Source organism: Rubripirellula tenax (genome assembly GCF_007860125.1).
GTDB lineage: Bacteria > Planctomycetota > Planctomycetia > Pirellulales > Pirellulaceae > Rubripirellula > Rubripirellula tenax.
In genome coordinates this window covers 379,151-401,273 of record NZ_SJPW01000005.1, presented here as the reverse complement: position 1 = coordinate 401,273, position 22,123 = coordinate 379,151, and the positions used below count along the sequence as shown (strand labels likewise).

Here is a 22,123-nt window from a genome sequence, read left to right as displayed (position 1 = left end):
GGAAGCAAGGGAACCGATGTCCGCTATGCATTTACAGTCAATAGTGTTTTCAAATCGTCGATCGTCTGACGCTTTGCGAATGACGTGAAGCTTTCGTTGCCAAGTCGCTTTTCGATGTAGCCACCCACGACGGATGCAACCACTTCGGGAATCTCGTCCGAAGGGACCGATTCCAAAAGCAGGCGAGCGATGCCTTGCCGGTCGCCCCATCCGCCACCGACGTGAATGTGGTAACCGTCGACCATGTCGTCTCCTCGTTCGACTTTGCAACCGATCAAACCAATATCGCCGATGTAGTGCTGGGCGCAACTGTGGTGGCAGCCGGTGACGTGGATGTTGATCGGTTCGTCAAGTTGGAAGCGTGACTGAAGTGTTTCCGCAATTCGCATCGCATCCGCCTTGGTGTCGCTGGCGGCGAACTTGCACCCCGCGCTGCCAGTGCAGGCGACCAGGCCTGCCCGAAATGAACTGGCATCGTGATCGAGACCGATCGCTTCGATGGCTGCTTTGACCTGGTCGACATCGGCATCACGAATGTGAGGGATGATCAAGTTTTGCCAAACGGTCAAGCGAATTTCGCCATTGCCAAACGTTTGCGAGATGTCGGACAGTCCGCGAACTTGGTCGCTGGTCATCCGTCCAGCCGGCAGCACGACACCGACGTATTGGCGTCCCGCTTGTGCTTGCCGATGAAAACCGACATGTGCCAACCGGTCTTCGGCGTTCGACGGCGTCAGTCGATTCGCGTTGACGCGGCGTAGAGGCGTACCCATGTCGGCTTCGACGGCTTCCACGAACTTGTCGAAACCCCAATCGTCCAACACGTACTTCAAGCGAGCCTTTTTTCGATCGGTGCGATCACCGCTGGCTACGAACACTCGCACGATTGCGCCGGCCACGTCGACGCATTCATCGGGGCGAAGCAGGATGCCCGTCGGGCGCGCAAAGTCCTTGTGCCCGGTAATGCCACCGAGCGTCAGTTGGAAATAGACTCCCGCTGGCAGATCGTCGGACGCGTTGGTTTCATCGACGCGAACGGCGCGAAACCCGATGTCGTTGGTATCGTCCAGCGAAGCGATTCGTCCGCCGCCTTCAAAAGCGATGTTAAACTTTCGAGGCAAGCCAAACATCTCGCGGTGATTCAAAATATGATGGTGCATTCGCTTAGCAAGCGGAATGGTTTCGATCAACTCGGATTCGTCGATGCCCGACAACGCGCTGGCCGTACAATTGCGAATGTTGTCGCCGCCGGATCCCTGGGTGACGATGTCCAGTTCGCGAAGCCCGTACAGAATGTTGGCTGCCTGATCGGCGGGGATTTCCCGCAATTGCAAGTTGGCACGCGTGGTCACATCGACGTAACCGCCTGCCGATACGTCGCTAAGATCCGCCAGTCCACGGAATTGCCAAGCGTGCAGCACGCCGCCCGGCAGACGCATTCGGCACATGAACGAATCCTGTGCCGGTGCGACATGGAACAATCCTTGCCACTTGGTCAAAAAGACATCGGTTCCCTTCGGGAATTGACCCGCCTTGGACCGGGCAACGATTTCGTCCCACATGTCCAGCGGATTCTTGTCGCGTTTGGCGAGTTCTTCTTTGCAAAGTTTGCGGCCGGATTTTTCGGTGTCTGCTTGAGCCTGCAAGGCGATCCGCTCGGGGCCGACCGGCAATACTTGGCCATTCAAATCGGCGCCGCCGCCCCCAACCGACAACATTGATCCGGCCGGTGCGGCGCGACCGCTTAACACGGGCAAGCCGCTGACGGCGCGTGCGACATCGGCTCCGAACGTGAATCCGGACAGATACTGTTTTTGCTCGTCGGAAAATGGTTCGTCTGACATGGTGTTTACGCCTTCTCGATTCTTACCGCAGAGTTTTTGTAGCTAGGTTGTCGACTGTGAGGATCAAAATGGCTAAGCGTCAACCGATTCGTCGTTTCATAGTGCATGGGCATGAATGCTTGACCGGGGCGGACCGTCGGTGTCACCATTGCAGCAGCAACGATCGATCCACGACGTGAAGTGATTCGTACCAAGTCGCCGTTGAAAACGCCCATCGATTGAGCATCACTGGAGTGGATCTCGATGTACGGATCCTTCGGATAGAGTTTCCGGAGGACAGGGCTCTTGCTGGTTCGCGTTTGCGTGTGCCATTGGCTGACGGTGCCACGCCCGGTCAATAGCATCACGGGATAGGTATCGTCCGGGACCTCGGGCAGCGGCGTGATTTCGTCAACAATCAACTTGGCCCGGCCATCGGCATAACAGAACGTTCCATCGGCAAACAAACGGCGCTGGATCGGCGGAATATTGTCGTTGCTGGTTGCCGCATCGGCCGCGGTCCATGGCCACTGAATGCCACCACAGCGGTCGATGTGTTCGTATCCCTCGATCCCCGAAATGTCACACGGCGAACCGACGCTTGCCCGTTGCATGATTCGAAACACCGATTCGGGATCCGTCCATTCGGCAAATCTTTCACCGAGTCCCCAGTAGTGCGCGACGGCTCGGAAAATTTGAAAGTCCGCGAGAGCTTGTCCAGGTGATTGTCGGACCTTCTTTAGCATTCCGTAACGCCGTTCACTGTTGATGAACGTGCCTTCTTTTTCGCCCCAGCCTGCGGCTGGCAAAATCAAGTCCGCATGACGAGCCGTCTCGGTCGATTCATACATGTCTTGAACGACCAAGAAATCAAGGCGATTGAGAAGCTCGCGAGCATCGTCCTGGTCGATCCAACTGTGTGCGGGATTCGTCGCAACGACCCAGAGGCCGCGAATCTCGCCGTTTCGAATTCCCTCGAGGATCCGGTCATAGGACCAGCTCGGTTCGGAAGGGATCGATTCGACGGGAAAGTGAAGTGCCTCGGCAACCTTCTTTCGATCCTCGGCAAGGTCGAATCGGTGGTGGCCGAACAGATTGGTGGTGCTGCTCCATAGTCGCGAGCCCATCGCATTGCATTGGCCGGTGATGCTGTTAGCGCCGGTGCCCGGTCGACCGATATTGCCGGTGATCAGTGCGATGTTGATGATCGCCTGTGCGGTTCGGGTGCCTTCGTAGCTTTGATTGACGCCCATCGTCCACCAAAGCGAAACTGCTTTCCCCGATCCGATCTTCGCTGCAACGCGTCGAATCTGATCCGCCGATACACCGCTGGAACGTGCGACGGATTCGGCGTCGAAGCGAGCGACGTGCGACCTCAATTGCTCGAAGCCATGGGTATGTTCTCGGATGAACGAGCGATCGAGCCAATCGTTTGTGATCAACTCATTCGTGATCGCGTAAAGTAGGCTGAGGTCACTCTTGGGATTCAATGGAACGTGATCCGTCGCCGCCATGGCCGTTTCGGTACGGCGCGGATCGATGACGATGATTTCAGGATTGTTTTTGTTCCGAAGCACCCGTTCCCATAGGATCGGATGTCCGATGCAAGGGTTGGCGCCGATGAAAACCAAACAATCGCTCTGTTCGAAATCATCGTAAGTGAACGGCGGGGCGTCGAACCCGAACGATTCTTTGTATGCGGTCACGGCGGTCGCCATGCACTGACGCGTGTTGCCGTCACCATGTCGGATGTTCATACCGAAACGAGTTAAGGCGCCCAAGAACGCCATTTCTTCGGAAGGCATTTGGCCGGTGCTCAGAAATGCGACCGAATCGTTGCCGTGCTTCGCTTGAATCGATTTGAATTTCGAACAAAAAAGCTCTAGGGCGTCGTTCCACGACAATTCGACCAAGTCACCGTCGCTGCTACGTCGCTTCGGTACGGTCGCACGATCGTCGGATTCCAGAACTCGCAACGCCTCCCAACCTTTGGGGCAAGCCATGCCAAGGTTCACCGGATAGTCGGTTTCGGGTGTCAGGCCGACGGCTTGGCCATCACGTACATGCAGTTTCAGCCCGCAACCGGTGCTGCAGTATCCACAAACGGCTGTTGTAGTGGTGTCGGCTGCAAGTGATTCGTGAGTCATGCCGAGCCCGTGCTGGCCCGGGTGCAGCAACAGTTCGCGAGTCATCGTTCCGTCGCGGGCTTGCAACAGCATTGGCAACTGACGTCGCGATGTGGACGAGTTGAATTGCGTTAGCGAACGCGCAGTTTCGGTGGACTTGGATTCCGCTTCGATCGTCATCTGAATGTCCCCGGCATGCGGTCATACACCACACTTGAAAAATACAGTAAGCGTTCCATCAGTTCACCGCCCAAATGAGCCACCAAGGATGTGCCGATCAAAGCCAACCCCAGCGACATCGAAGCCGGCGACGACACCGATCCGAGCATCAGACAAACTGCGCCAACACCACCCATCGTCAACCGAAGGGATGCCCATTGGCCGAGTTCACGTTGGACCAACCGCTGGCTGCGATGATCTTCGTTATCGCCGAGAGAAGACGGAGTTCTTCCCAGCAGGATCTTGCACTCCCAAGCCAACTTGATTGCCATCGACGCGGCGCCGAGCACACCGGTTGCGATTGCAATCACCTGGTAATCCAATGCGGTAGAAACGATCGCGACCGTCGTAAAACCTAGAACCACAGCCGAGCCAAAGAAGCGAGCCATCGTTCGCTCCATTCGCCACAGCCGTCGACGGGTTGCGACATAGATCATGCCGCTGCTGAACAAACCGATCAGCCCCGTCAGCAACGCGATTGTCAGGGTGACATCGGCGGCCCAGACTGGGATCATCGACACCAATGCGTCGGGTAGATAGTCCGCGAAGGCGGGCAACCATGCCAATCCAACGGCGACGGACAACAGTCCCATGTATTTTCCAAGTACGATCGCTTCGCGGCTGAGCCAGCTGGTTCTCAGTCCGAGGAAGACTCGCCATGCTCGCAGCGGTTTTCCCAAATGCAGCGGTGCCACGTTCAGCCCCACTCCACCGATCAGCAACGCAACCAACGTCGTCCAACGCATCAAATCGATCGACGTCCCCAAGCCTCCCGTGAATCCGATCAATGCAATCGATCGCTCGACGGCGATGGCGCCGACCGACGCTTGGGTCGCAACCAACATCACAGCCAAGGGCCAATGGCTTTCGGCGACATGGTCGATACCCGTATCTTGGGGCATCGCCGCGTGTACGGCATGTTCTCGCGATGTGGTGTAGCGAGTGGAGGGTTTGGTGATGGTCGACAGCGGAGCGCCGGGTGCGAGACGGGACTCGGCGGAAAACGCTGTATCCTGATCGACAACGGAAATGGCAATCGCTTGGTTGGGACAGGCTTGCACACAAGCGGGCGCTTCCCCGGCACTCAAACGTTGGTGGCACATGTCGCATTTGCGAACAATCCCCAAACGATCACTGTACTGAGGTACTTCGTAGGGGCACATCATCGTGCAATACTTGCAACCGATGCACTGATCGTCCAAGTGACGAACGATTCCCGTGATCGGATCTTTGTCGTACGCCTTGACCGGACAACCGTTCAAGCACCCAGGATCTTCGCAGTGATGACAGGCCGTCGTCACATGCTGGATCACCGGCAACGGATCGCTGGAAGATTCGCCGATGGTCAGCGTTCCCACGCGACGCCATGTCTCGTCTTCTTCCAAGCCGTTCAAGGTGTGGCATGCAACCACACAAGCTTTGCATCCGCTGCAAGTATCTAAGTTCACCTCGAATGCAAACTGCTGGCCGGGTCCCGGAGGCGAGGCCGGAAGCAAGTCACGGTAGTATCTCGCTTGTGCAGGAATCGTCTCAGTTTCTAAATCACCTGCTTCATGCCGCGCACTAAAACGTTCTACCGCCGACATCGATTGTTGCTCGGAAAGCAACTGACCGATCAAGTCGTTTGGTCGCTCGGTGATAGGCAGTGTTGAAGACATTGTTGTCAATAAAAACGGAGAGAAGTTAGAACAGCAGAGCTGTGATGCTTTGCATTTTTTCGCCGCTGTAAAACGGAATCGCCAAGCCACCCAATAGATTGGCGCCGGCACCCGATCGACTCATTTCGGTGACTTCATCGGCGCCCGATATCACGGCTCCGCCACAATCGCGAGCGAGGGCAATCAACGGTGTCTCTGCAGATATTTTCGTCCCGATGGCGAAGCGGTCTTCTTCCACAACGGCTTGATAGGCTGCCGCATCCAATACGAATCCGTCTTCGTCAGCCAACCAGACTTGGTAACCACGCGCAATTGGCGTCGCGGCAGAACTGATCAGCACGACAGCCGACATCAGATTCTCGCTAAGCACGGGGACTCCGATTGCCGTTTGCAACAAACCGGCCGACGCGCCGGCGGCACGCAGGAACCCGGGATGCTCGGGAAGGTTGTCGTGAATGATCCCCTTTCCAAGCGACCAAACTTGACCTGGAAGACCGTTTCCTTTTTCGAACCGCACATACGAACTGACATTCGAAAACCGTTCGAGACTGGCAAAGTATCCGCCTCGCAAGCGAACTTCCTCGTACGGTTCGACGGGTTCCCAGATTTCGAAAACGCCAACGCCGGCCGACTTGGGCGCGATCGCCATGACGACCGTGCTAACAATCTCGCCACCGCGATAAATCGGAATCGAGACGGCACCACCAAAGTCATCTTCACCATCGATACCGACTAGGACTTCAGCCATGCCAGTCGCAATGGACTTCGATGCCAGCCGCGCACAGCAACCGTCATCATGGTCAACGATTCGCCCATCACGTACCTGGAACGTACGAAGATCGACTAGCAGTGACTTTGTCAAAATGTCGGTCTGCGCGATCATGACTGCTCCTGCAACTCTTTGGCCGCCTCGAGCTTCGCAGCGTTCTCTTTCATTTTCTTGTGGTCTTGTTCTTCCAAGAATCCGATCATGTCGGCTCGGTAGTCGTAGTAGTCGGGATGATCGATTACATCGGCGCGGACTCGTGGGCGGTCGAACGGGACATCAAAGATCTTTCCGACGCTTGCCCGCGGACCGTTGGTCATCATCACGACACGGTCGCTCATGAACAGAGCTTCGTCCACATCGTGGGTGATCATCAGAGTCGTGATTTTGTCGCGTGAAAGGATCTCCAAAAGAATCTCTTGAAGCTCCATGCGGGTGAGCGAATCCAGCATTCCGAAGGGTTCGTCTAGCAAAAGCATCTTGGGCTTCAAGGCAAACGCACGAGCGATTCCGACGCGTTGCTGCATACCCTGACTCAACTCGCTTGCACGTTTCGTCAAGGAGCTTCCGAGACCGACAAGCGTCAAGTAATAGGCCGCGATGTCGCGTTTTTCCGCTTTCGTGCCGTGCGGATAGACTTGATTGACGCCCAGCATCACGTTGTCCATCGCGGTCATCCAAGGCATCAAGCAAGGCGACTGAAAAACAACACCTCGATCAGGTCCTGGACCTTCGATTTCGTGGTTGGCAACGACGATGCCGCCTTCAGAGATCGGATTCAAACCGGCAACCATCGACAGTACCGTTGACTTGCCGCAACCCGAATGCCCGAGTAGGCAAACATATTCACCCAGGGTCATGTTGAGATTGAAGTCTTCGACAATTACGGCAGGCCCATTGGGCGTGTCGTAAGTTTTTCCGAGACGATACATTTCGACGTATCCCGCCATACGATCAAGCCTTTATTTGCTTACTAAGGGTGAATTCATGGTCGCTTTTCGCGGCAGCGCTAGACTGCGTGGTTGCAGATTGGGTAACTCGATTTTCGGCACCACGGACTTAGCGGCTTCGTCGTCACGACTCTTTTGACGAACCGCAACCAGGTAGTTCGTGACCGCATTTCGCAGGCCGCGGAAGTGTGGATTCGAGTTCAGTTCGGTTGCGCGTCGGGGGCGATCAAGCTCGACCGTGAAGGCCGGTCCAAGTGAAGCATTGGGGCCAGGATTGAGAGGGACGATGCGGTCGGCGACCAGGATGGCTTCGTCGACATCGTTAGTGATCATCACGCATGTTTGCCGCTCCTCTTCCCAAATCTTCAGGATTTCTTCCTGCAGGACGCAGCGAGTCAACGCGTCCAGTGCCGACAACGGTTCGTCGAGCAACAGAATCTTGGGTTTCATCGCCAGCGTTCGGGCAAGCGATACGCGTTGTCGCATCCCACCCGACAATTCGTGCGGTCGACGATGGGCGGCGTGCGCGAGCCCGACCATCTCGATGAACTTTTCCACGTGGTCTCGGCGTTCGCCTTTACCCCAGTGGCGAAAGACGCTGTCGACCGATAACGAAATGTTTCCGCGAACCGTCAACCATGGCAGCAGCGAATAGTTTTGGAAGACGAGGCCGCGTTCCGGACCGGGACCGGCAATGGGCGTCCCATCCATTTCGATCACACCGCTGTCTGCCGATTCGAGTCCGGCCAACAGCTTCATGAAGGTTGACTTGCCGCTTCCCGAGAAACCGACAACCGCCAAAAACTCTCCCTCACGAACATTCAAGTTGATGTTCGTCAAAACTTCGCTGCGCGTCGCGCCCGCACCGTAGCCCTTGCAAACACTTTGCATCCGTAGAACCGGTTGAGGCGGATTTGCTTGAACGCGAGTCTGAATCGACGGGTTCGGTCGGATGGCAACACTCATTTTTAGTCCTCAAGCGGGCGAAGTATTTGAAAAAGCCATCCGTGGCAATTGCTCAGATCCACCTGTGTGGAGACAGGAAGTTGAAAGCTGACGTCCGTGTAAGGAATCGATCATGCCGCCGCGCTATTCCCGAAGCTGACCAGGTTTCGCAAGCAGATCATCGTTCGGTCAAGCACCAAGCCGATCACGCCAATCACGATCACACTGAACGCAATGCGTGCGTACGTCAGCGACGATCCGTTTTGGAACTCATCCCAAACGAATTTTCCGAGACCGGGGTTCTGAGCCAACATGTCGGCGGCGATCAAAACCATCCATCCGACGCCGAGGCTGATTCGCAAGCCTGCGAACATCAGCGGCAAACTCGCCGGAAGAATGATTTTGTAAAGCTTTTGCGACCATGAAAGCTTCAAGACTCTCGCAACATTCAAGTAGTCTTTGTCGACGCTGGCGACACCCAACGTCGTGTTCACTAACGTCGGCCAAAGTGAACAGAGTGAGACCGTCGCAGCCGATATCAGGAACGCTTTATCGAAAAAGGTTTCACCTGGTTGCGAGTTGCGGTAGGCCCAAATGATCACAACCGCTGCAAGGGGCAACCACGCCAAGGGTGACACGGGTTTGAAAATTTGAATGAACGGCGTCATGGCGGCATTGAACCAAGGGCTCATTCCGCACAGCACACCGACCGGGACTGCAATCACGGTTGCCAAGATGAAACCGAAGAAGACCGTTTTCAGACTCGTGTAGATCTGATCGACAAACGTTGGGGCGCTCGTCGGTTTGTAGTTGGCCGCCTGAACCGCTTTCTTCTTCAATACCAAAGCGTTGGAAAGCAACGTCGCTTTGTCTGCTTCGTTCGCGGTCGTCGCACGCCGTTCCAAGGCCTTTCCATCTGCCATGAACTGAACGGCGGACATCAATTTTTCTTGCTTTTTTGCCGCATCATCGCTTCGTTGTTGGCGATGCATCGCAATCAATTCTTTTCCCGCCTCCCACGTCGCCGTGGGACTAGGAAGTTGACCACTGTCCGTGACAATCGTTTTCGCGGCGGCCGACCACATCGCCAAGAAGATCATTACCGCGACGAACGGTAACAACACATACTTCGCAATGCCGGCGAGTTGTTCTTTCGGATCTTCGCCGGCTGCAAGCCGAACGAACGGTTCCAGCATTGGCATACCAGTAACTTCACAAAAACGAAGAGCTTTGCCACGCCAATTCATAAATTTCAAACCTTTTAATGTTTCGGAAAAATCCACGGCCGGGTCGGACGTTGGGCACCGGACCACAACGCCCGACCACTATGGCCGTTTCACGAACGCGACCGATTGAGGCGGTCAACCGATCACGAAAGTTCGTCGCCTTAGCGTTCGCCTGCCGCATCTCGCTAACAATGTCGCGAGAGAATTCGAGCTATTGTTTTGACAGCGTGCTGTCCTCTTTGTTTCCGATCGTGAAGCTGTTGATGTAGCCGATGGGATCTCTTCCGTCGTACGCATTTCCGTCAATGAACTCATTCGTCACGGGGCGGTACCCGTCGTAGTCGGCGGAAGGAAATTCATCCTTCGACACTTTGCCTTCGGCGATCAACATGGCCGAAGCCGTTCGGTAGATTTCCGGCTTGTAGATTTTCTTAGCCGTCTCTGCATACCAGCTGGCCGGCTTGGATTCGGTGATCTGGCCCCAACGGCGCATCTGGGTCAAGAACCAAACACAATCGCTGTAGTGCGGAAAGCTTGCTTGATTGTCGAAGAAGACATTGAATTCAGGCATCGGCCGAACGTCCGTCTTTTGAAAAACGAATGTGCCGGTCATCGAATTGTCAATCACGTCCACGTCGGCTCCGACGTAGTCTTTTTTACTTAAGATCTGGCAAGCTTCTTCGCGGTTGATCAACTTTCCAGTTCCGTCTTTTTCGTCCAGCCATTTGCCGGCACGAATCAAGGCTTTGACGACCGCGATGTGCGTGTTGGGATACTTTTCGTTCCACTGATCGGCAACTCCGAATACCTTCTCGGGGTTGTTCTTCCAAATGTCATAGTTCGTCGTGACCGGGACACCAATGCCGTCGACGACGGCCTTTTGATTCCAGGGTTCGCCGACGCAGTAACCAAGAATGGTTCCGGCCTCAAGAGTCGATGGCATTTGTGGTGGCGGAGTCACCGACAAGATGACGTCCGCATCGACGGTGCCTTGAATGTTTTGTTCGTTGTAGAAGCCGGGATGGATACCCGATGCTGCAAGCCAGTATCGGATTTCGTAGTTGTGGGTTGATACGGGGAACACCATTCCCATGTTGAAGTCTTTGCCCTCGCGTTTGTAGTCATCAACGATCGGCTTCAACGAAGCCGCGGAGATGGGATGCTTTGGCTGTGGTTTCTTCAGCTCTGGGTCATTCTCCTGCATCTTGCCCCAAATTTCGTTACTGACCGTGATGCCGTTGCCGTTATAGTCGAGGCTGTAAGCGGTAATGATCGGCGACTCCGTACCGATACCGATGGTCGCTCCGATGGGTTGGCCGGCCAACATGTGGGCACCGTCCAATTGGCCGTCGATGACTCGGTCGAGAAGGATTTTCCAGTTCGATTGCGCCTCGATTTCGACACTCAGACCTTCATCTTCGAAGAACCCTTTTTCTTTCGCGATCACCAAGGGGGCACAGTCGGTCAGCTTGATGAACCCAAACTTCAAGTTTGGCTTTTCGACGTTCAGCATCTCTCGCACTGCTGTGTCGGTCTTGGCTACTTCACCGGTCGGTGATGGAATCTCCTCGCCACCGGCGGCAGCATTCTCTTCGTTCGCCTTGTCCAACTTAGCCGCAGCTGCTTCCAAGTCATCGAGCGTGATTTCGTTGCTGCTGCAACCGGCAAATAGGGTCAGTGTCGCAAGGCACAAAAGTTGGGCATGAAGCAGTCGGTGTCCGCGGAAAAACATTTGCGATCCAAAGTTCAGGGGGAGAGTGGCACAGATTGAACGCTCTGGTTTTTCTGGAGGGAGCAACCGTCACGCCAAAAAAGTTTCACGCCGAAGAATGTCTCCTAACGCGAAACTGGCGACTGCAATGTTTCGCCCAATGGTGCCGATTCGCGCCGAGCGGCCGGGACGCGTTTCGGAAACAAACCTTTGGTTCCCCCAGCGGCGGGGACGTCCCTGCCTAGTCTGATGGCAGGCGTTTTCGCGGCTGCCTTAGAAATCAGCACCGTCTTGTGCAGAAATTTGGAAGGCGGGCTAGCCCGCGGCCCGGCCTTCGTTCGCAGCGTTCAGCATCACGTTGCTTAGCGTCACGTAGGTTTCGGTCCAGGCTGCTTTGACGTCCTCGGTGAATGCTTCGCCGAGTCCTTTGTCCAACGTCCACAGCAGTGCTTCACCGACGGTTGCGTAGCTTGAGTCGGGGACGCCGTATTGGACATGGCGACGCCCCAGATCCTTGACCGCTGGTAGGATGGTTTCCAATTTCGTGAGTGATGTAACGGCAAGGTTTAGCGTTGCCATCAACTTCTTGCCCTGTTCCGTCATGTCACCTTTGAAGAGTGATTTAAGAGACGGGTCCAGTTCAAAAAGTCGGCCGTAAAAAAGCTCGGCGACTTGTTCGGAGACGGGTTTTACTTGAGCCCACGAGTCTTGCACGAGGGTAATTTGATCAGGTGTCATGGTGGTGTATTCCAAGAAGAGAAACGTAAATTTTCCAGAGTCAGTCTCGCGCCTACGGCATTGGCACGCGGACGAGAACGCCACCCATGACATCGTCTTTGCCAAACTCGGGGTAGTCGGCGCCGCGATCGGGATGTTCGTTGTGGCAGGACCAGCAAGCCTCGGCGACCGCGCGATCGGGATACACGGCGACGAAGTACTTGGTGCCACCGAGTTCTTCTTCGCCGTAGTAGTTCTCGCCGGGGTTTGCCGCGATGTACTTTAACGCTTCGGTCTCGAACTCACTTTTCGCTTTGTGTTGCTCGTTCAGCGGCCACTCGCTGCGAAGGGAGTACGTGAATCCGGCTTCGGGGTTTTCGTCGACCAATTCAGCGCCCATCCGAAACATTTGTGCCGGCAACGGAATCGCGTTGGTCGAGTCTTGCCAGTACTCGTCGGCCGATACCGGCGAGGACTGTTTCTTTAGGTTCGTGACAACGTGCGTCGCATAAACCGTACGGTCGGCCATCATCACCGCGTGAACGCCGTCGGCAAATTTTTGTGGCGAGATACCCACCGACGACGGTGATGAGGAGGCGGCGGCGGGGTCGCTGCAGCCGGATGTGCACAGCAAGGCGACGACGGCCGCCGCTGTCGCGAAGGTAGCCAGTGCAGTGTTAGCTTGGTTGCATCGATTGTGGGTCGAAACGGTCGTGTGAAATTCATTTCGCTTCATGGTCAAGGACTCCAGGGGTAGGGCAGGGAACATAGAAATGGAACGCTTGTGTTTCAGTGGGGGGATCGTCAGCGATTGCTCTTTTGTCGACGAGCCTCGAAATAGTCATGGGCCATTCCTAGGGATCGGATACGATCGCGCGGGGGTGCGTCGTAGCAAGAGATCGCTAGATCCGGGTCGGCCAGGGCGCTCAGTGCGTACTCGATTCCGTGGCAATGCCCGCATACTTCGCGAGCCATGCTTTCACTTGGACGCAGCACGGCGTTTTGATCATGGTTGACCCAAATTCCGTCATCGCCGGCGATGCGTGGCATGTGACAAGTGGCGCACGACACACCGCTGCCGGCTGGAAGTTCACCGGCCATCTCGGCTCGCCAAAGTTGAGCATGCGAAGAATTCGCATAGGCCAGCGTGTGCGAATCGGCGTGGCATTGCTGACAGGCGTCTACCGCGGCATATTGCGTGTCAAAGCGATGCCCGGCATGGCAGGCATTGCAGTTCAGGTTCTGGTGCGAGGCGCCGGCGTGCATCGACAACCGCGCCAACGAAGGTTGCATCGGCGACATCCCCATGGCCAAACGCATCCCGTGCTTTCCGGTTTGGAAAGAGTCGGTTTGTGGCTTGTGACACGTTTCGCAAACGGACATTTCGACTGTGTCGTTCCAGGTGTTCGCACCGGCAGCGTCGCGAGACTCGTGGCATCCGCTGCAGTTGATACCCGCGACCGCGTGCGCCGTTTCGAACCAGTCGGTAAGGATTGTCGGATCCGAAGATGCTCTGTTCGGGCCATCGGAGTCTTCGATCCCCAGCGGGCCGACGTGAGTGTGGCCTCCGCGCCACTGCGAAGCAAAGTCGCGTGCGGGAACGACCGCCGTGATCAGGTGGTCCGGTTCGCCATAGTGATCGTCAAGAAACTTTTCGTACAACGCGAGATTGTCGTGGTAGTTGTGGCAGCCGGCCGTCGCACAGGAATCGAATTTCATTTCGGCGTGGGACGGACGACTCTCGCCGACGTCGTCATGGCAATGCCAGCAGTAGTCCGTCGGTAACGTTAATCCCATGGATGCGGTCTGCTCGGGGACGTGTTCGCGGTGGCACGTCAGGCAGTCTTGTGCGTCCAGGATGCTCAACGATTCGGCGTTCGTCGGATCACGAAACTTCTTCGCCGGGTGTGTGTCGTTGACCCGTTTCAATTGATCGGCGTGGCATCGGTTGCAAGCATCGGTCATCACATTGCCAGCGGAGTGTTCGGCGGAATCCGTCGTCGGCGAGTGACAAGCATTGCAATCCAGTTCGATCTGGTAGTGGCCATGAGTCGTTTCGCCCGGCAGAAGCGATGCCTTGACCGATGACGGCGGTGCGACGAACGCATAGCCGAAATACGCGATCAGCCCCAAATTGATTCCTGACCACAACCACCACTGTCGCGTCGGACGTGCAAACCATTTTTTCACCATCTCATTTCCCTCCGTCGGAAAACCAATAGAAGGAAACGACATGCAGCACCACCAAAGCGGGCAGCGGCCAAAACAGCCACGTGTGCAGTCGCGTCAGTCGAGGCCGCCACCGTCGGACCAGCACGGCGGCGGTTCCGCTCGTACGCGATTCAAGACCGCTGGCAATCCCTGCCAGCGATCCGATCGCAGCCACACCCAAGAATGTGGAAGCCAACAGGAAGTTCAGATTCTCGCCCATCCGCAATCCGGTATGAATGGCGACGCATGCAATCACCAAAACGCCCAGAACCGCATGTACCGATCGCCAAAACGCGTAACTTCCGAACTGGAACCATTGCATTCGCTTTCGTAGCGAAAAGACTAGCCCTATCAATGTCAGCCCCAGCGTCGTGTAGCCCGACACTTGGCGAGGAAAGTCGTCCCGCCAAAGAACGTCGATCTTTCGCCATGAGTCGGTGACGCTGGTCGCGAAACTCGGTGCGGGAAACGTGATGTAAAGAATCGCCAAGACCCCAGCCGTGATGGATGCGAACAACATCGTCGTCGAGCCCGGCGCGGGGATCTGCGTTGCGTCGCCACCCACCATTTCGCACACGAGCGAACGGCAACTTCCACAGGCGGTTGACGCACTTGTGACGTGAGCAATTTCTTCTTCGCTCACTGCACCGTCCGCGATCGCTTGGCTGATTTGGCCTCGAGTGATTCCCATGCAGCTGCACACGATTGTATCGGCCGGCCATTGGAAAACGGGCAACGAATCGCCGGGTGCCCAGGGTGAACCCGTTCGCAAAAAACGCGTCCGCTGCAGCGGCCAGATCATTTTTTGTTTCGTGATGGCATGGCGAATCTGTGGCACGGTATCCCAGGGACCGACGCATGCGGCTCCCACCAGCTTGCCCCGTTCCAGGATCAGTTTCCGGTACGAATGCTCGTCGCGGTGAGCTAAAACGATACCCTCGGTGGATTCGCCAATCGCGCGGCCGAGCGTGACGACTTGGACGCCAAGCAGTTTCAATTCGGCGGATTCATCTGCACCTCGGAACACAACGTCGTTGCCGCTCAAGCGATTCGCCAGCACATCAGCCATTCGATAGCACGGCGCAACCAAGCCATAGATGTGATCGCGAAAACTACAGCATTCACCGATCGCAAACACGTTGGGGTCACTCGACTGCAAACAGGCATCGACGGCGATTCCGCCTCGCGGTCCCAAAGCCAAACCGGAACCGCGAGCGAGGGAATCGTTCGGTCTCACACCCGCGGCGATGATCAACACGTCAACATCGATCGGATCGGCATTGCCAAACCGAATCGAGAGCCCTCCGGATCCGTCCGGCTCGATCGATTGCGTTCGGCGAACCAAATGAACGTCGACGCCCATTGATTCGACATGCTGTTTCAGTCTCGCAGCACCATCGCGATCAAGTTGGCGGGGCATCAGCCCCGGTGCCATTTCGATCACGGACGTCCGCAGCCCGAGATCTTTCAAAATTTTGGCGGCTTCGAGTCCTAGCAATCCACCGCCGATGACGGCACCCACGGTGGCACTTCGCTGGACAACGTGATGTTGGATTCTCTCCAAGTCATCCATCGTTCGGTAGACAAACACGCCCTCCGAATCGCTTCCCGGGACCGGCGGTACAAACGCACGTGATCCGGTCGCTAGCACCAGCTTGTCGTAACCAAAACGGTTGCCCTTTTCGTCAACAATTTCGTGATTGGGTCGATCGAGTTGCGAAATAACACAGTTCGTTTTGAATTCAATCGCGTTCTCGTCGTACCAATCGTGGCGAGCCAATAAGAGATCGCTTTCGCCCTTGCCTTCGAACATGCGAGATAAATTGACGCGATCGTAGGCCAGTCTCGATTCGCCACCAAAGATGGTGACGTCGAACTTCTTGATCGAACCGCTCGACACCAATTGTCGACAGAATTGGTGTGCAGCCATCCCCCCGCCAACGATCAGCAGTCTCGTTCGTACGCGTGACTTGATCTCGGCCAGGTTCGGCGATGATGTGTTGTTGGCGGTCGCTATCGACAAGTGCGAAGTTCCCTTTTGCGATCGAGCGACGTGGCTGATACAGCCTCGTCAGAATTTTTTTAAGGATCGCTCCGCCTAGCGAACCGGCGCAACGACGTACCGGTTGCCCGGTGCATCATCGATGCCGATGAGATCCATCGTACGCAACGGACGTGCCGTAAACGCGTGAAACACGCTGCCACGCGTGCTACGTCGCATTCGGCACCGTTAACTTTGCGTACCTTCGCGAAAGGTGCCAATGATGCGGCTAAGTCGCCGACGTCGAACGTGGCTGATGGCCATCCCTGCACGTATCCGATGCAGTGATTGCAACAGTGTCGGGCACTTCGAGTTGCGCGATTGCGTGATTCAACACAGTTCTTCTGGATAGGGAGGCAGTCGAAACGAGGTCATGATTCTAATTTTCTCCGGCCGATACCTGATTCAAGACGCACACCAGCACGCCGGAGTTGGTGGGTGTTTCGTTTGCCGCCATGGATCGGTTGGCAAAAGGTTGTTGATTCAGGCGGATCCCAACGACTCGGCTTCGATCCATTGTTCCAGTTTCGTTCGTCTGTTTGCACACAATCAAATTTGTCGAGGAAGGAACCTCGTTCTTATGCAAAATCTCAACCTTTCCCGCCGGCGCGCACTCGCAGGATTTCTGCTGGGCAGCCTGATGACCGGCCAAGCCGCTTTTGCGGACTCGCCTGCGGCTCCCGGAGTCACGGACTTGTCGTTGGGTGACTTGGTTCAACAAGTTACCGTGTACTCACTGTTGCAAGACGGTGCCGATTCGGTGGTGATTCCCGAGCCGGTTGCCATCGAAGATCCCGTTGCGGAAACCTCCGACACGGTGCCGGCGCCCGCGCCCGTCGCGATGTCAGCCGAAACCTATTCGCAACCTGTCTTGATGGATGTGGCTCCCTGTAACTGTTGCAACACACCGTGCTGCACCAAAGAAAAAACAGAAGCCGCGACAGAGAAGATGAAGGGTGCCTACAAGGGTTTGTTCTTCGCAAACGATTTTAGCTACCTGAACGACCCTTGCTATGACGGCAAGCCGATGCTCGGCGATTCGTTAAAGGGTTTGGCCAACGGCAAGCTGGATCTCGGCGGTGAAGCTCGTGTGCGTTACCACAATGAGAACAACATGCGCGGCCTCGGCTTGACCGGACGCGATGACGATTTCTGGCTGACTCGGTTGCGTTTCTTCGCGAACTATCGCGTCAACGAATACTTCCGACTGTACGGCGAATACCTGTATGCCGATTCGGGCGGAGAGTTCTTTAACAATCGTCCGATCGAAGAGAATCGTGGCGAGATTCAAAACTTGTTCTTGGACACCAAGTTGACGGACGACTTGACGCTTCGCGTAGGTCGCCAAGAATTGTTGTTAGGGAACCAACGCTTGGTTTCGCCTCTGGATTGGGCCAACACTCGTCGCACCTTCCAAGGTGTTCGCGGAACTTACACTGGCGAAAATTGGGACGTCGACGGATTCTGGACCAACCCGGTCAACCGAAACGCAGCGACCGAAGACAAGATTGATGATGCCAACGAAGATCAACAGTTCTACGGCGTCTATGGAACCCGCAAGGGATTAGACATCGGAACGGTTGACGCCTACTACCTAGGCTTCAACGACGATCAAGCTGATTTCAGCTATCACACGATCGGTACACGAGTCGCTGGTGATACCGATGGCGGATTGCTATACGAGTTCGAAGGCGGTGTTCAGTTCGGTTCGAACAGTCCCGGATTCGGCGACCACAGCGCCGAGTTCATCACGGGCGGTTTGGGTCGTAAGCTAGACCTGGGCGATTGGAAGCCAACCGTTTGGTTCTGGTATGACTACGCATCGGGCGGCGACGACGTTCCAGCCGCGCGTGGTGACGATAGCTTCGATCACTTGTTCCCCCTTGCACACAAGTACAACGGTTTCATGGACTTGTTCGGTCGTCGCAACTTGCACGACATCAACGCCCAGTTCATCACACCGTTGTTCAGCAAGAAGGTTTCGCTGTTGCTGTGGTATCACCACTTCTTCTTGGACCAAGCCACGACGCCGTACAGCGTTGTCATGACGCCATACAACGCGGGCAACGCAGCAGTAGATCGCGAACTGGGGCAAGAAATCGACGTTCTCGTTAACGTCAACTTGAACGCTCGCAACAACGTTTTGGTCGGTTACTCGCACTTCAATGCGGGCGACTACTTTGACACGACACCGGGCGTAGCAAGCAGCGACGACGCTGACTTCTTCTACTTCCAGTATCAAACGCAATTCTAAATCGTCGACGACGATCGAGAGTTGAGAAAGACGAAACGCCGCGTGGAGCAATCCACGCGGCGTTTGTTTTTTGCAACTCTTGCGTTCCGAACTACTTCTTCAGCGGCAACGTGGGCTGGATGTTGTTCAGGTCCGTCCACAGGGTTCCTTCGCCGGCGTAGAACAGTTTTAGTTCTAGGTCGCTGGGCAATTGCTCGGCGAACTCCCACTTGTTGAATGCGGCGGGTGAACCGAAGGCTTCCACCGCCAAGCGGAATTTGTCAGCCGTCGCCTCGGCCGCAATCTGCTTGGACGATGATTCGGCGCGACCGAGCATGACCGTTTTTTGCGCATCCAGTTCGGCCGTTTCGCGATCGATCGCGGCAATCAGTTGTGTGGTGGATGCCTCGATTTCTTTGGCCTTCTTCTCGCCCTCGGCCGCCACACCAGCGCGCATCCGGTCGGTATCGACGCGAGTCCGTTCGGCTTCCAGCAAAACCTTGCTTTCGGCTTCACGCAGCTTGGCTTCGATGCGTGCGGTTTTCGTTTCTTCGTCGCGCGTCAAACGCAGTTCATCGGCGACGTAGCCCTTTTGAATCGGCTCTCGAACTTCTTTGGGGATATAGATGTGGCGGACAAGACCGTAAAGCAGCGAGATGTTCTTACTGGCCAACACCGATTTGAATTCGTCGCTGACCGATGTTTGAAACTCTTCGCGTGATTCACCGATCAGCAACTCGACTGCGCCCATCTTGGACCCGTTGTTGCGACAAATGCTTTCGCTTTGCGGTTCGATCACTTTCTCTTGGACAGCATCAATGTTGCCGAACGTTCGGACAATTTCCGCCGCGTGATCGGGCATCACACCCCAGATCGTCGAAAAGTCCAGTTGGATGTCGAAGCCGTCGTTGCTGGGAAAGTTGATCCCTGTGCCGGCAACGGCCAGTGGTTCGCCCTGCTCGTCGTACATTGGCTTTCCGGTTTTATCGGTTTGCTCGGCTACCTGGATGCTGGTTTCGCGATAGCCGACATTGATAACGTCGATCTGTTGTTCTTTCGGATTGACGGGGTACAGACCAGGCTGCATGACCTTGTCCTGGATGCCAGCTTTCACACCGAGCGCGGTGTTGTCGGTTTGCATCGTCACGACACCGACGTATCCCGTTGGAATCTCGACCCAACCGCTCGTCTTTTCTTGGTTGCCAACATTGATCACTTCGCGACCGACAATTTTGAATTCGAACGCGTAAGGGTTCGCACGATAGCGACCCGGTCCGAATACCTTTCGCAGAATGCCTTTTTGGTTAGCGCGGTTGTCGCCGTCCAAGTCGCCATCCACCAAGAACTCACCCGGCGGCAACGGCGTGCCTACCTTGCTAGTCACGACGGCGATCTGGCCGGGGTACACGATTTGATCTGGCACGATCGTGCGTTCCCAATAGATCGGGTTGTAAAAGTGACGGCCCGGCCCACGCATCTCTTCGAGGACGCCGATTTCGCCTTCGCGGGCGAGTCGGCCGGGTTCGGGTTCACCAGCGGTATGGAACACGAGGGGACCCTTGTATCGCAACAGCAAGCTATGACCATCAGGCACATAGACGCGGCACATGAACCACAGGAATCCGATGTAAAGCAGTCCCAGTACCCAAACGAAACTGAACAACATTCCGGCGAGCGATTTGTGTCGTTTTAAACTCATTCTTTGTCTCCCGAAATTTGGTTGTTGTTTTGTGCGTCGCTTGCGTCTGGTTTCTCAGCGGCGACGTTGTATTGGCTGAAGATGTCCATCAGCGGGCTGTCGGCGGTGTTGATCATCAGTTGGCGGTAGCTTGGCGCCATCTTTTTCAGCATCACCCAGCGAGCAAATTCGTCGCCACTATCGCCGTACGCTTCGACGGACTTCTTCCATCCCGCCGCTTCGGCTTCGTTTTCGAAGTTGATGACTTCCGCGGCGGCTTTCCCCTTGGCGGTGATCGCCAGAGCTTGGTCCTTGGCGGCTGCCAATTCGACTTCGGCGACTTTCTTGCGTTGTTCGGCGCCGATGACCGCGACTTCCTGTTGACGTTGAGCTTCGACGGTCAACTTGACCACCTCTTGTTCGACGGCAATCAGGACTTGTTTCTGTTTGACCAGTTCTTGTTCAACTTTTAGATTCTGTTCACTGAGTTGCTGTTCGATTTGCTTGACATACTGTTCGGCTTCTTGAACAGCGATTTGTCGTTGGCGAACGGGTAGGGCGATTTGTTGAGGTGGTGAGATTCGCGTGATCAACGCTTGGATGATCTCGATGCCTTGGTGTTCGCACAGAACTTCCAAAGTGTTTTGGAAGTCTTGTTGAAACTCCAATCGCTTTTCACCCAGGATGAAGTCGCGTCCGGAATTATCGCTGCCGCGTAGCCGACAGAACGAACGCGCGTTCGGCAGAATGATTTTTTGGATGATTTCTTCTTCGACGACGGCGTCATTACCACGGTCATTGAATCCGTCGTTGTAGGTCACAAACACTTCGGCGGCACGCGCCGGATCGACGCGAAACTCGATCCGTCCATCCAATTTGACCCAGAACCCGTCACGGCTGGGGAAACCCATTTCACCGCCCGTCGAAAGGTTGAATCGCTGGCTGCGGCAGTCAACCAAGTTGACGCGTTGAACGTAGGGGTTGATGTAGTAGACACCCGGATCGAGCGTTTCTTTTTGAACGCCTCGCTTGCCCGTTTCAACGATCAACTTATTCGGGTCATCGGCCGGCGGTCCCGACAACAGCGTCACGACGCCGATGAAACCGGCAGGGATGACGACCGGCTGATGCAACTCGACCAATTCGATGAAGTTGTTTCGCGTCGGCTGCGGTTCGGTATTGGCTTCGTAGACAATCGCATTGAGGGGATAACGTCCGGGGCGAAGTACTTCACCGAAGATGCCTTTCTCGCTTTGCTTTTCAGCAATCAGGTTGCCGTATCCGAGGTCGTCACCGTACAAGCGAATCCGAACGCCCAATCGGTTCTCGGGCACTTCGACTTGGCTGACGACATCCCAATCCCACTTCCAAGGGTTATAGAAATAGCGTCCCTCGGTCAGCACCTTTTCTTCGATGCCTTTGTATTGTCCCGACATGCTCTCGGGCACGATTTCCATCTCGTTGGAGATTTCTTGGCCGGTCTTCTTGGTCAGCACCGCGATCTTTCCGCTGGGCACTTCGATCTGGCAGAACAGAAAGACCCACACGGCTAATCCGATCAATCCGCCGATCCCGACCAAAGCGACCGCCCCGAAGCGGCTGGCCTGCTTCAATCGCCGGATGGCGTCGGCCTGGTTGAAATTCTCGAAATCTGACGACATTTGATCGCTTTCATACGCAAGAAAGGAACGGTTTGAGTGATGCCCCACTCGTTTGGGCACCCAAACCTAGCACCCGGTGGCGCGCAAAACATGAAAAATGCTCGTCGCGATCAACGAATCGAATCGCCCGATGGGGCAGAAATGGTGCGTAACGGTCG

Annotated in this window: 15 protein-coding genes; 1 reads left to right on the top strand and 14 read right to left on the bottom strand. The window is 55.7% G+C overall.

Annotation, left to right across the window (positions count from 1 at the left end; genetic code table 11):
- Positions 1–23: 23 nt before the first annotated feature.
- The 12 genes from Poly51_RS19875 to Poly51_RS19820 form a co-directional block, all read right to left on the bottom strand.
- Positions 24–1,844 carry a NirA family protein gene (locus Poly51_RS19875; protein ID WP_146459527.1) on the bottom strand — a complete coding sequence of 607 codons (1,821 nt, stop codon included), beginning with the start codon at positions 1,842–1,844 and terminating at the stop codon, positions 24–26.
- Between the two features lie 5 nt (positions 1,845–1,849).
- Positions 1,850–4,015, bottom strand: a complete 2,166-nt coding sequence (locus Poly51_RS19870; RefSeq protein ID WP_246114659.1) for a molybdopterin oxidoreductase family protein — start codon at positions 4,013–4,015, stop codon at positions 1,850–1,852.
- Between the two features lie 110 nt (positions 4,016–4,125).
- Entirely contained in the window at positions 4,126–5,826 is a 1,701-nt protein-coding gene (locus Poly51_RS19865) for a DmsC/YnfH family molybdoenzyme membrane anchor subunit (RefSeq protein WP_146459526.1), read from the bottom strand.
- Between the two features lie 25 nt (positions 5,827–5,851).
- Positions 5,852–6,709: a GAF domain-containing protein gene (locus Poly51_RS19860; protein WP_146459525.1), complete on the bottom strand. Its 858-nt coding sequence runs from the start codon at positions 6,707–6,709 to the stop codon at positions 5,852–5,854.
- Positions 6,706–7,542, bottom strand: a complete 837-nt coding sequence (locus tag Poly51_RS19855; protein ID WP_146459524.1) for an ABC transporter ATP-binding protein — start codon at positions 7,540–7,542, stop codon at positions 6,706–6,708. The genes Poly51_RS19860 and Poly51_RS19855 overlap by 4 nt, the downstream gene beginning before the upstream one ends.
- A 12-nt stretch (positions 7,543–7,554) precedes the next feature.
- Positions 7,555–8,508 carry an ABC transporter ATP-binding protein gene (locus Poly51_RS19850; RefSeq protein ID WP_146459523.1) on the bottom strand — a complete coding sequence of 318 codons (954 nt, stop codon included), beginning with the start codon at positions 8,506–8,508 and terminating at the stop codon, positions 7,555–7,557.
- 110 nt (positions 8,509–8,618) lie between these two features.
- Positions 8,619–9,734 carry an ABC transporter permease gene (locus Poly51_RS19845; protein ID WP_146459522.1) on the bottom strand — a complete coding sequence of 372 codons (1,116 nt, stop codon included), beginning with the start codon at positions 9,732–9,734 and terminating at the stop codon, positions 8,619–8,621.
- Between the two features lie 190 nt (positions 9,735–9,924).
- Positions 9,925–11,445 carry a CmpA/NrtA family ABC transporter substrate-binding protein gene (locus Poly51_RS19840; protein WP_146459521.1) on the bottom strand — a complete coding sequence of 507 codons (1,521 nt, stop codon included), beginning with the start codon at positions 11,443–11,445 and terminating at the stop codon, positions 9,925–9,927.
- Between the two features lie 294 nt (positions 11,446–11,739).
- A complete protein-coding gene (locus Poly51_RS19835; RefSeq protein WP_146459520.1) occupies positions 11,740–12,162 on the bottom strand; it encodes a globin family protein in 423 nt (140 codons plus the stop codon).
- Between the two features lie 52 nt (positions 12,163–12,214).
- Positions 12,215–12,877 carry a Tll0287-like domain-containing protein gene (locus Poly51_RS19830; protein WP_146459519.1) on the bottom strand — a complete coding sequence of 221 codons (663 nt, stop codon included), beginning with the start codon at positions 12,875–12,877 and terminating at the stop codon, positions 12,215–12,217.
- Between the two features lie 68 nt (positions 12,878–12,945).
- Complete coding sequence (locus Poly51_RS19825) at positions 12,946–14,334, bottom strand: cytochrome c3 family protein (RefSeq protein WP_146459518.1); 1,389 nt, start codon at positions 14,332–14,334, stop codon at positions 12,946–12,948.
- A gap of 1 nt (position 14,335) precedes the next feature.
- Positions 14,336–16,375, bottom strand: coding sequence for an FAD-dependent oxidoreductase (locus tag Poly51_RS19820; RefSeq protein WP_246114627.1), 2,040 nt, complete (start codon positions 16,373–16,375; stop codon positions 14,336–14,338).
- A gap of 598 nt (positions 16,376–16,973) precedes the next feature.
- Between Poly51_RS19820 and Poly51_RS19815 the strand changes: the two genes are divergently transcribed.
- A complete protein-coding gene (locus Poly51_RS19815) occupies positions 16,974–18,647 on the top strand; it encodes an alginate export family protein (RefSeq protein WP_246114626.1) in 1,674 nt (557 codons plus the stop codon).
- Between the two features lie 91 nt (positions 18,648–18,738).
- Here Poly51_RS19815 and Poly51_RS19810 read toward each other — a convergent pair whose 3' ends face one another.
- Positions 18,739–20,325 carry an SPFH domain-containing protein gene (locus tag Poly51_RS19810; protein ID WP_146459517.1) on the bottom strand — a complete coding sequence of 529 codons (1,587 nt, stop codon included), beginning with the start codon at positions 20,323–20,325 and terminating at the stop codon, positions 18,739–18,741.
- On the bottom strand, positions 20,322–21,965 hold the full coding sequence (locus Poly51_RS19805) for an SPFH domain-containing protein (RefSeq protein WP_146459516.1): 1,644 nt from the start codon (positions 21,963–21,965) through the stop codon (positions 20,322–20,324). The genes Poly51_RS19810 and Poly51_RS19805 overlap by 4 nt, the downstream gene beginning before the upstream one ends.
- Positions 21,966–22,123: the final 158 nt, after the last annotated feature.

Excerpts from the sequence above, each read along its gene's own strand:
- Poly51_RS19815 (WP_246114626.1), top strand. The coding sequence starts at position 16,974 with ATGCAAAATCTCAACCTTTCCCGCCGGCGCGCACTCGCAGGATTTCTG.
- Poly51_RS19865 (WP_146459526.1), bottom strand. The coding sequence starts at position 5,826 with ATGTCTTCAACACTGCCTATCACCGAGCGACCAAACGACTTGATCGGT.
- Poly51_RS19855 (WP_146459524.1), bottom strand. The coding sequence starts at position 7,542 with ATGGCGGGATACGTCGAAATGTATCGTCTCGGAAAAACTTACGACACG.
- Poly51_RS19825 (WP_146459518.1), bottom strand. The coding sequence starts at position 14,334 with ATGGTGAAAAAATGGTTTGCACGTCCGACGCGACAGTGGTGGTTGTGG.
- Poly51_RS19860 (WP_146459525.1), bottom strand. The coding sequence starts at position 6,709 with ATGATCGCGCAGACCGACATTTTGACAAAGTCACTGCTAGTCGATCTT.
- Poly51_RS19835 (WP_146459520.1), bottom strand. The coding sequence starts at position 12,162 with ATGACACCTGATCAAATTACCCTCGTGCAAGACTCGTGGGCTCAAGTA.
- Poly51_RS19840 (WP_146459521.1), bottom strand. The coding sequence starts at position 11,445 with ATGTTTTTCCGCGGACACCGACTGCTTCATGCCCAACTTTTGTGCCTT.
- Poly51_RS19850 (WP_146459523.1), bottom strand. The coding sequence starts at position 8,508 with ATGAGTGTTGCCATCCGACCGAACCCGTCGATTCAGACTCGCGTTCAA.
- Poly51_RS19870 (WP_246114659.1), bottom strand. The coding sequence starts at position 4,015 with ATGACTCGCGAACTGTTGCTGCACCCGGGCCAGCACGGGCTCGGCATG.
- Poly51_RS19810 (WP_146459517.1), bottom strand. The coding sequence starts at position 20,325 with ATGAGTTTAAAACGACACAAATCGCTCGCCGGAATGTTGTTCAGTTTC.
- Poly51_RS19845 (WP_146459522.1), bottom strand. The coding sequence starts at position 9,734 with ATGAATTGGCGTGGCAAAGCTCTTCGTTTTTGTGAAGTTACTGGTATG.
- Poly51_RS19830 (WP_146459519.1), bottom strand. The coding sequence starts at position 12,877 with ATGAAGCGAAATGAATTTCACACGACCGTTTCGACCCACAATCGATGC.
- Poly51_RS19805 (WP_146459516.1), bottom strand. The coding sequence starts at position 21,965 with ATGTCGTCAGATTTCGAGAATTTCAACCAGGCCGACGCCATCCGGCGA.
- Poly51_RS19875 (WP_146459527.1), bottom strand. The coding sequence starts at position 1,844 with ATGTCAGACGAACCATTTTCCGACGAGCAAAAACAGTATCTGTCCGGA.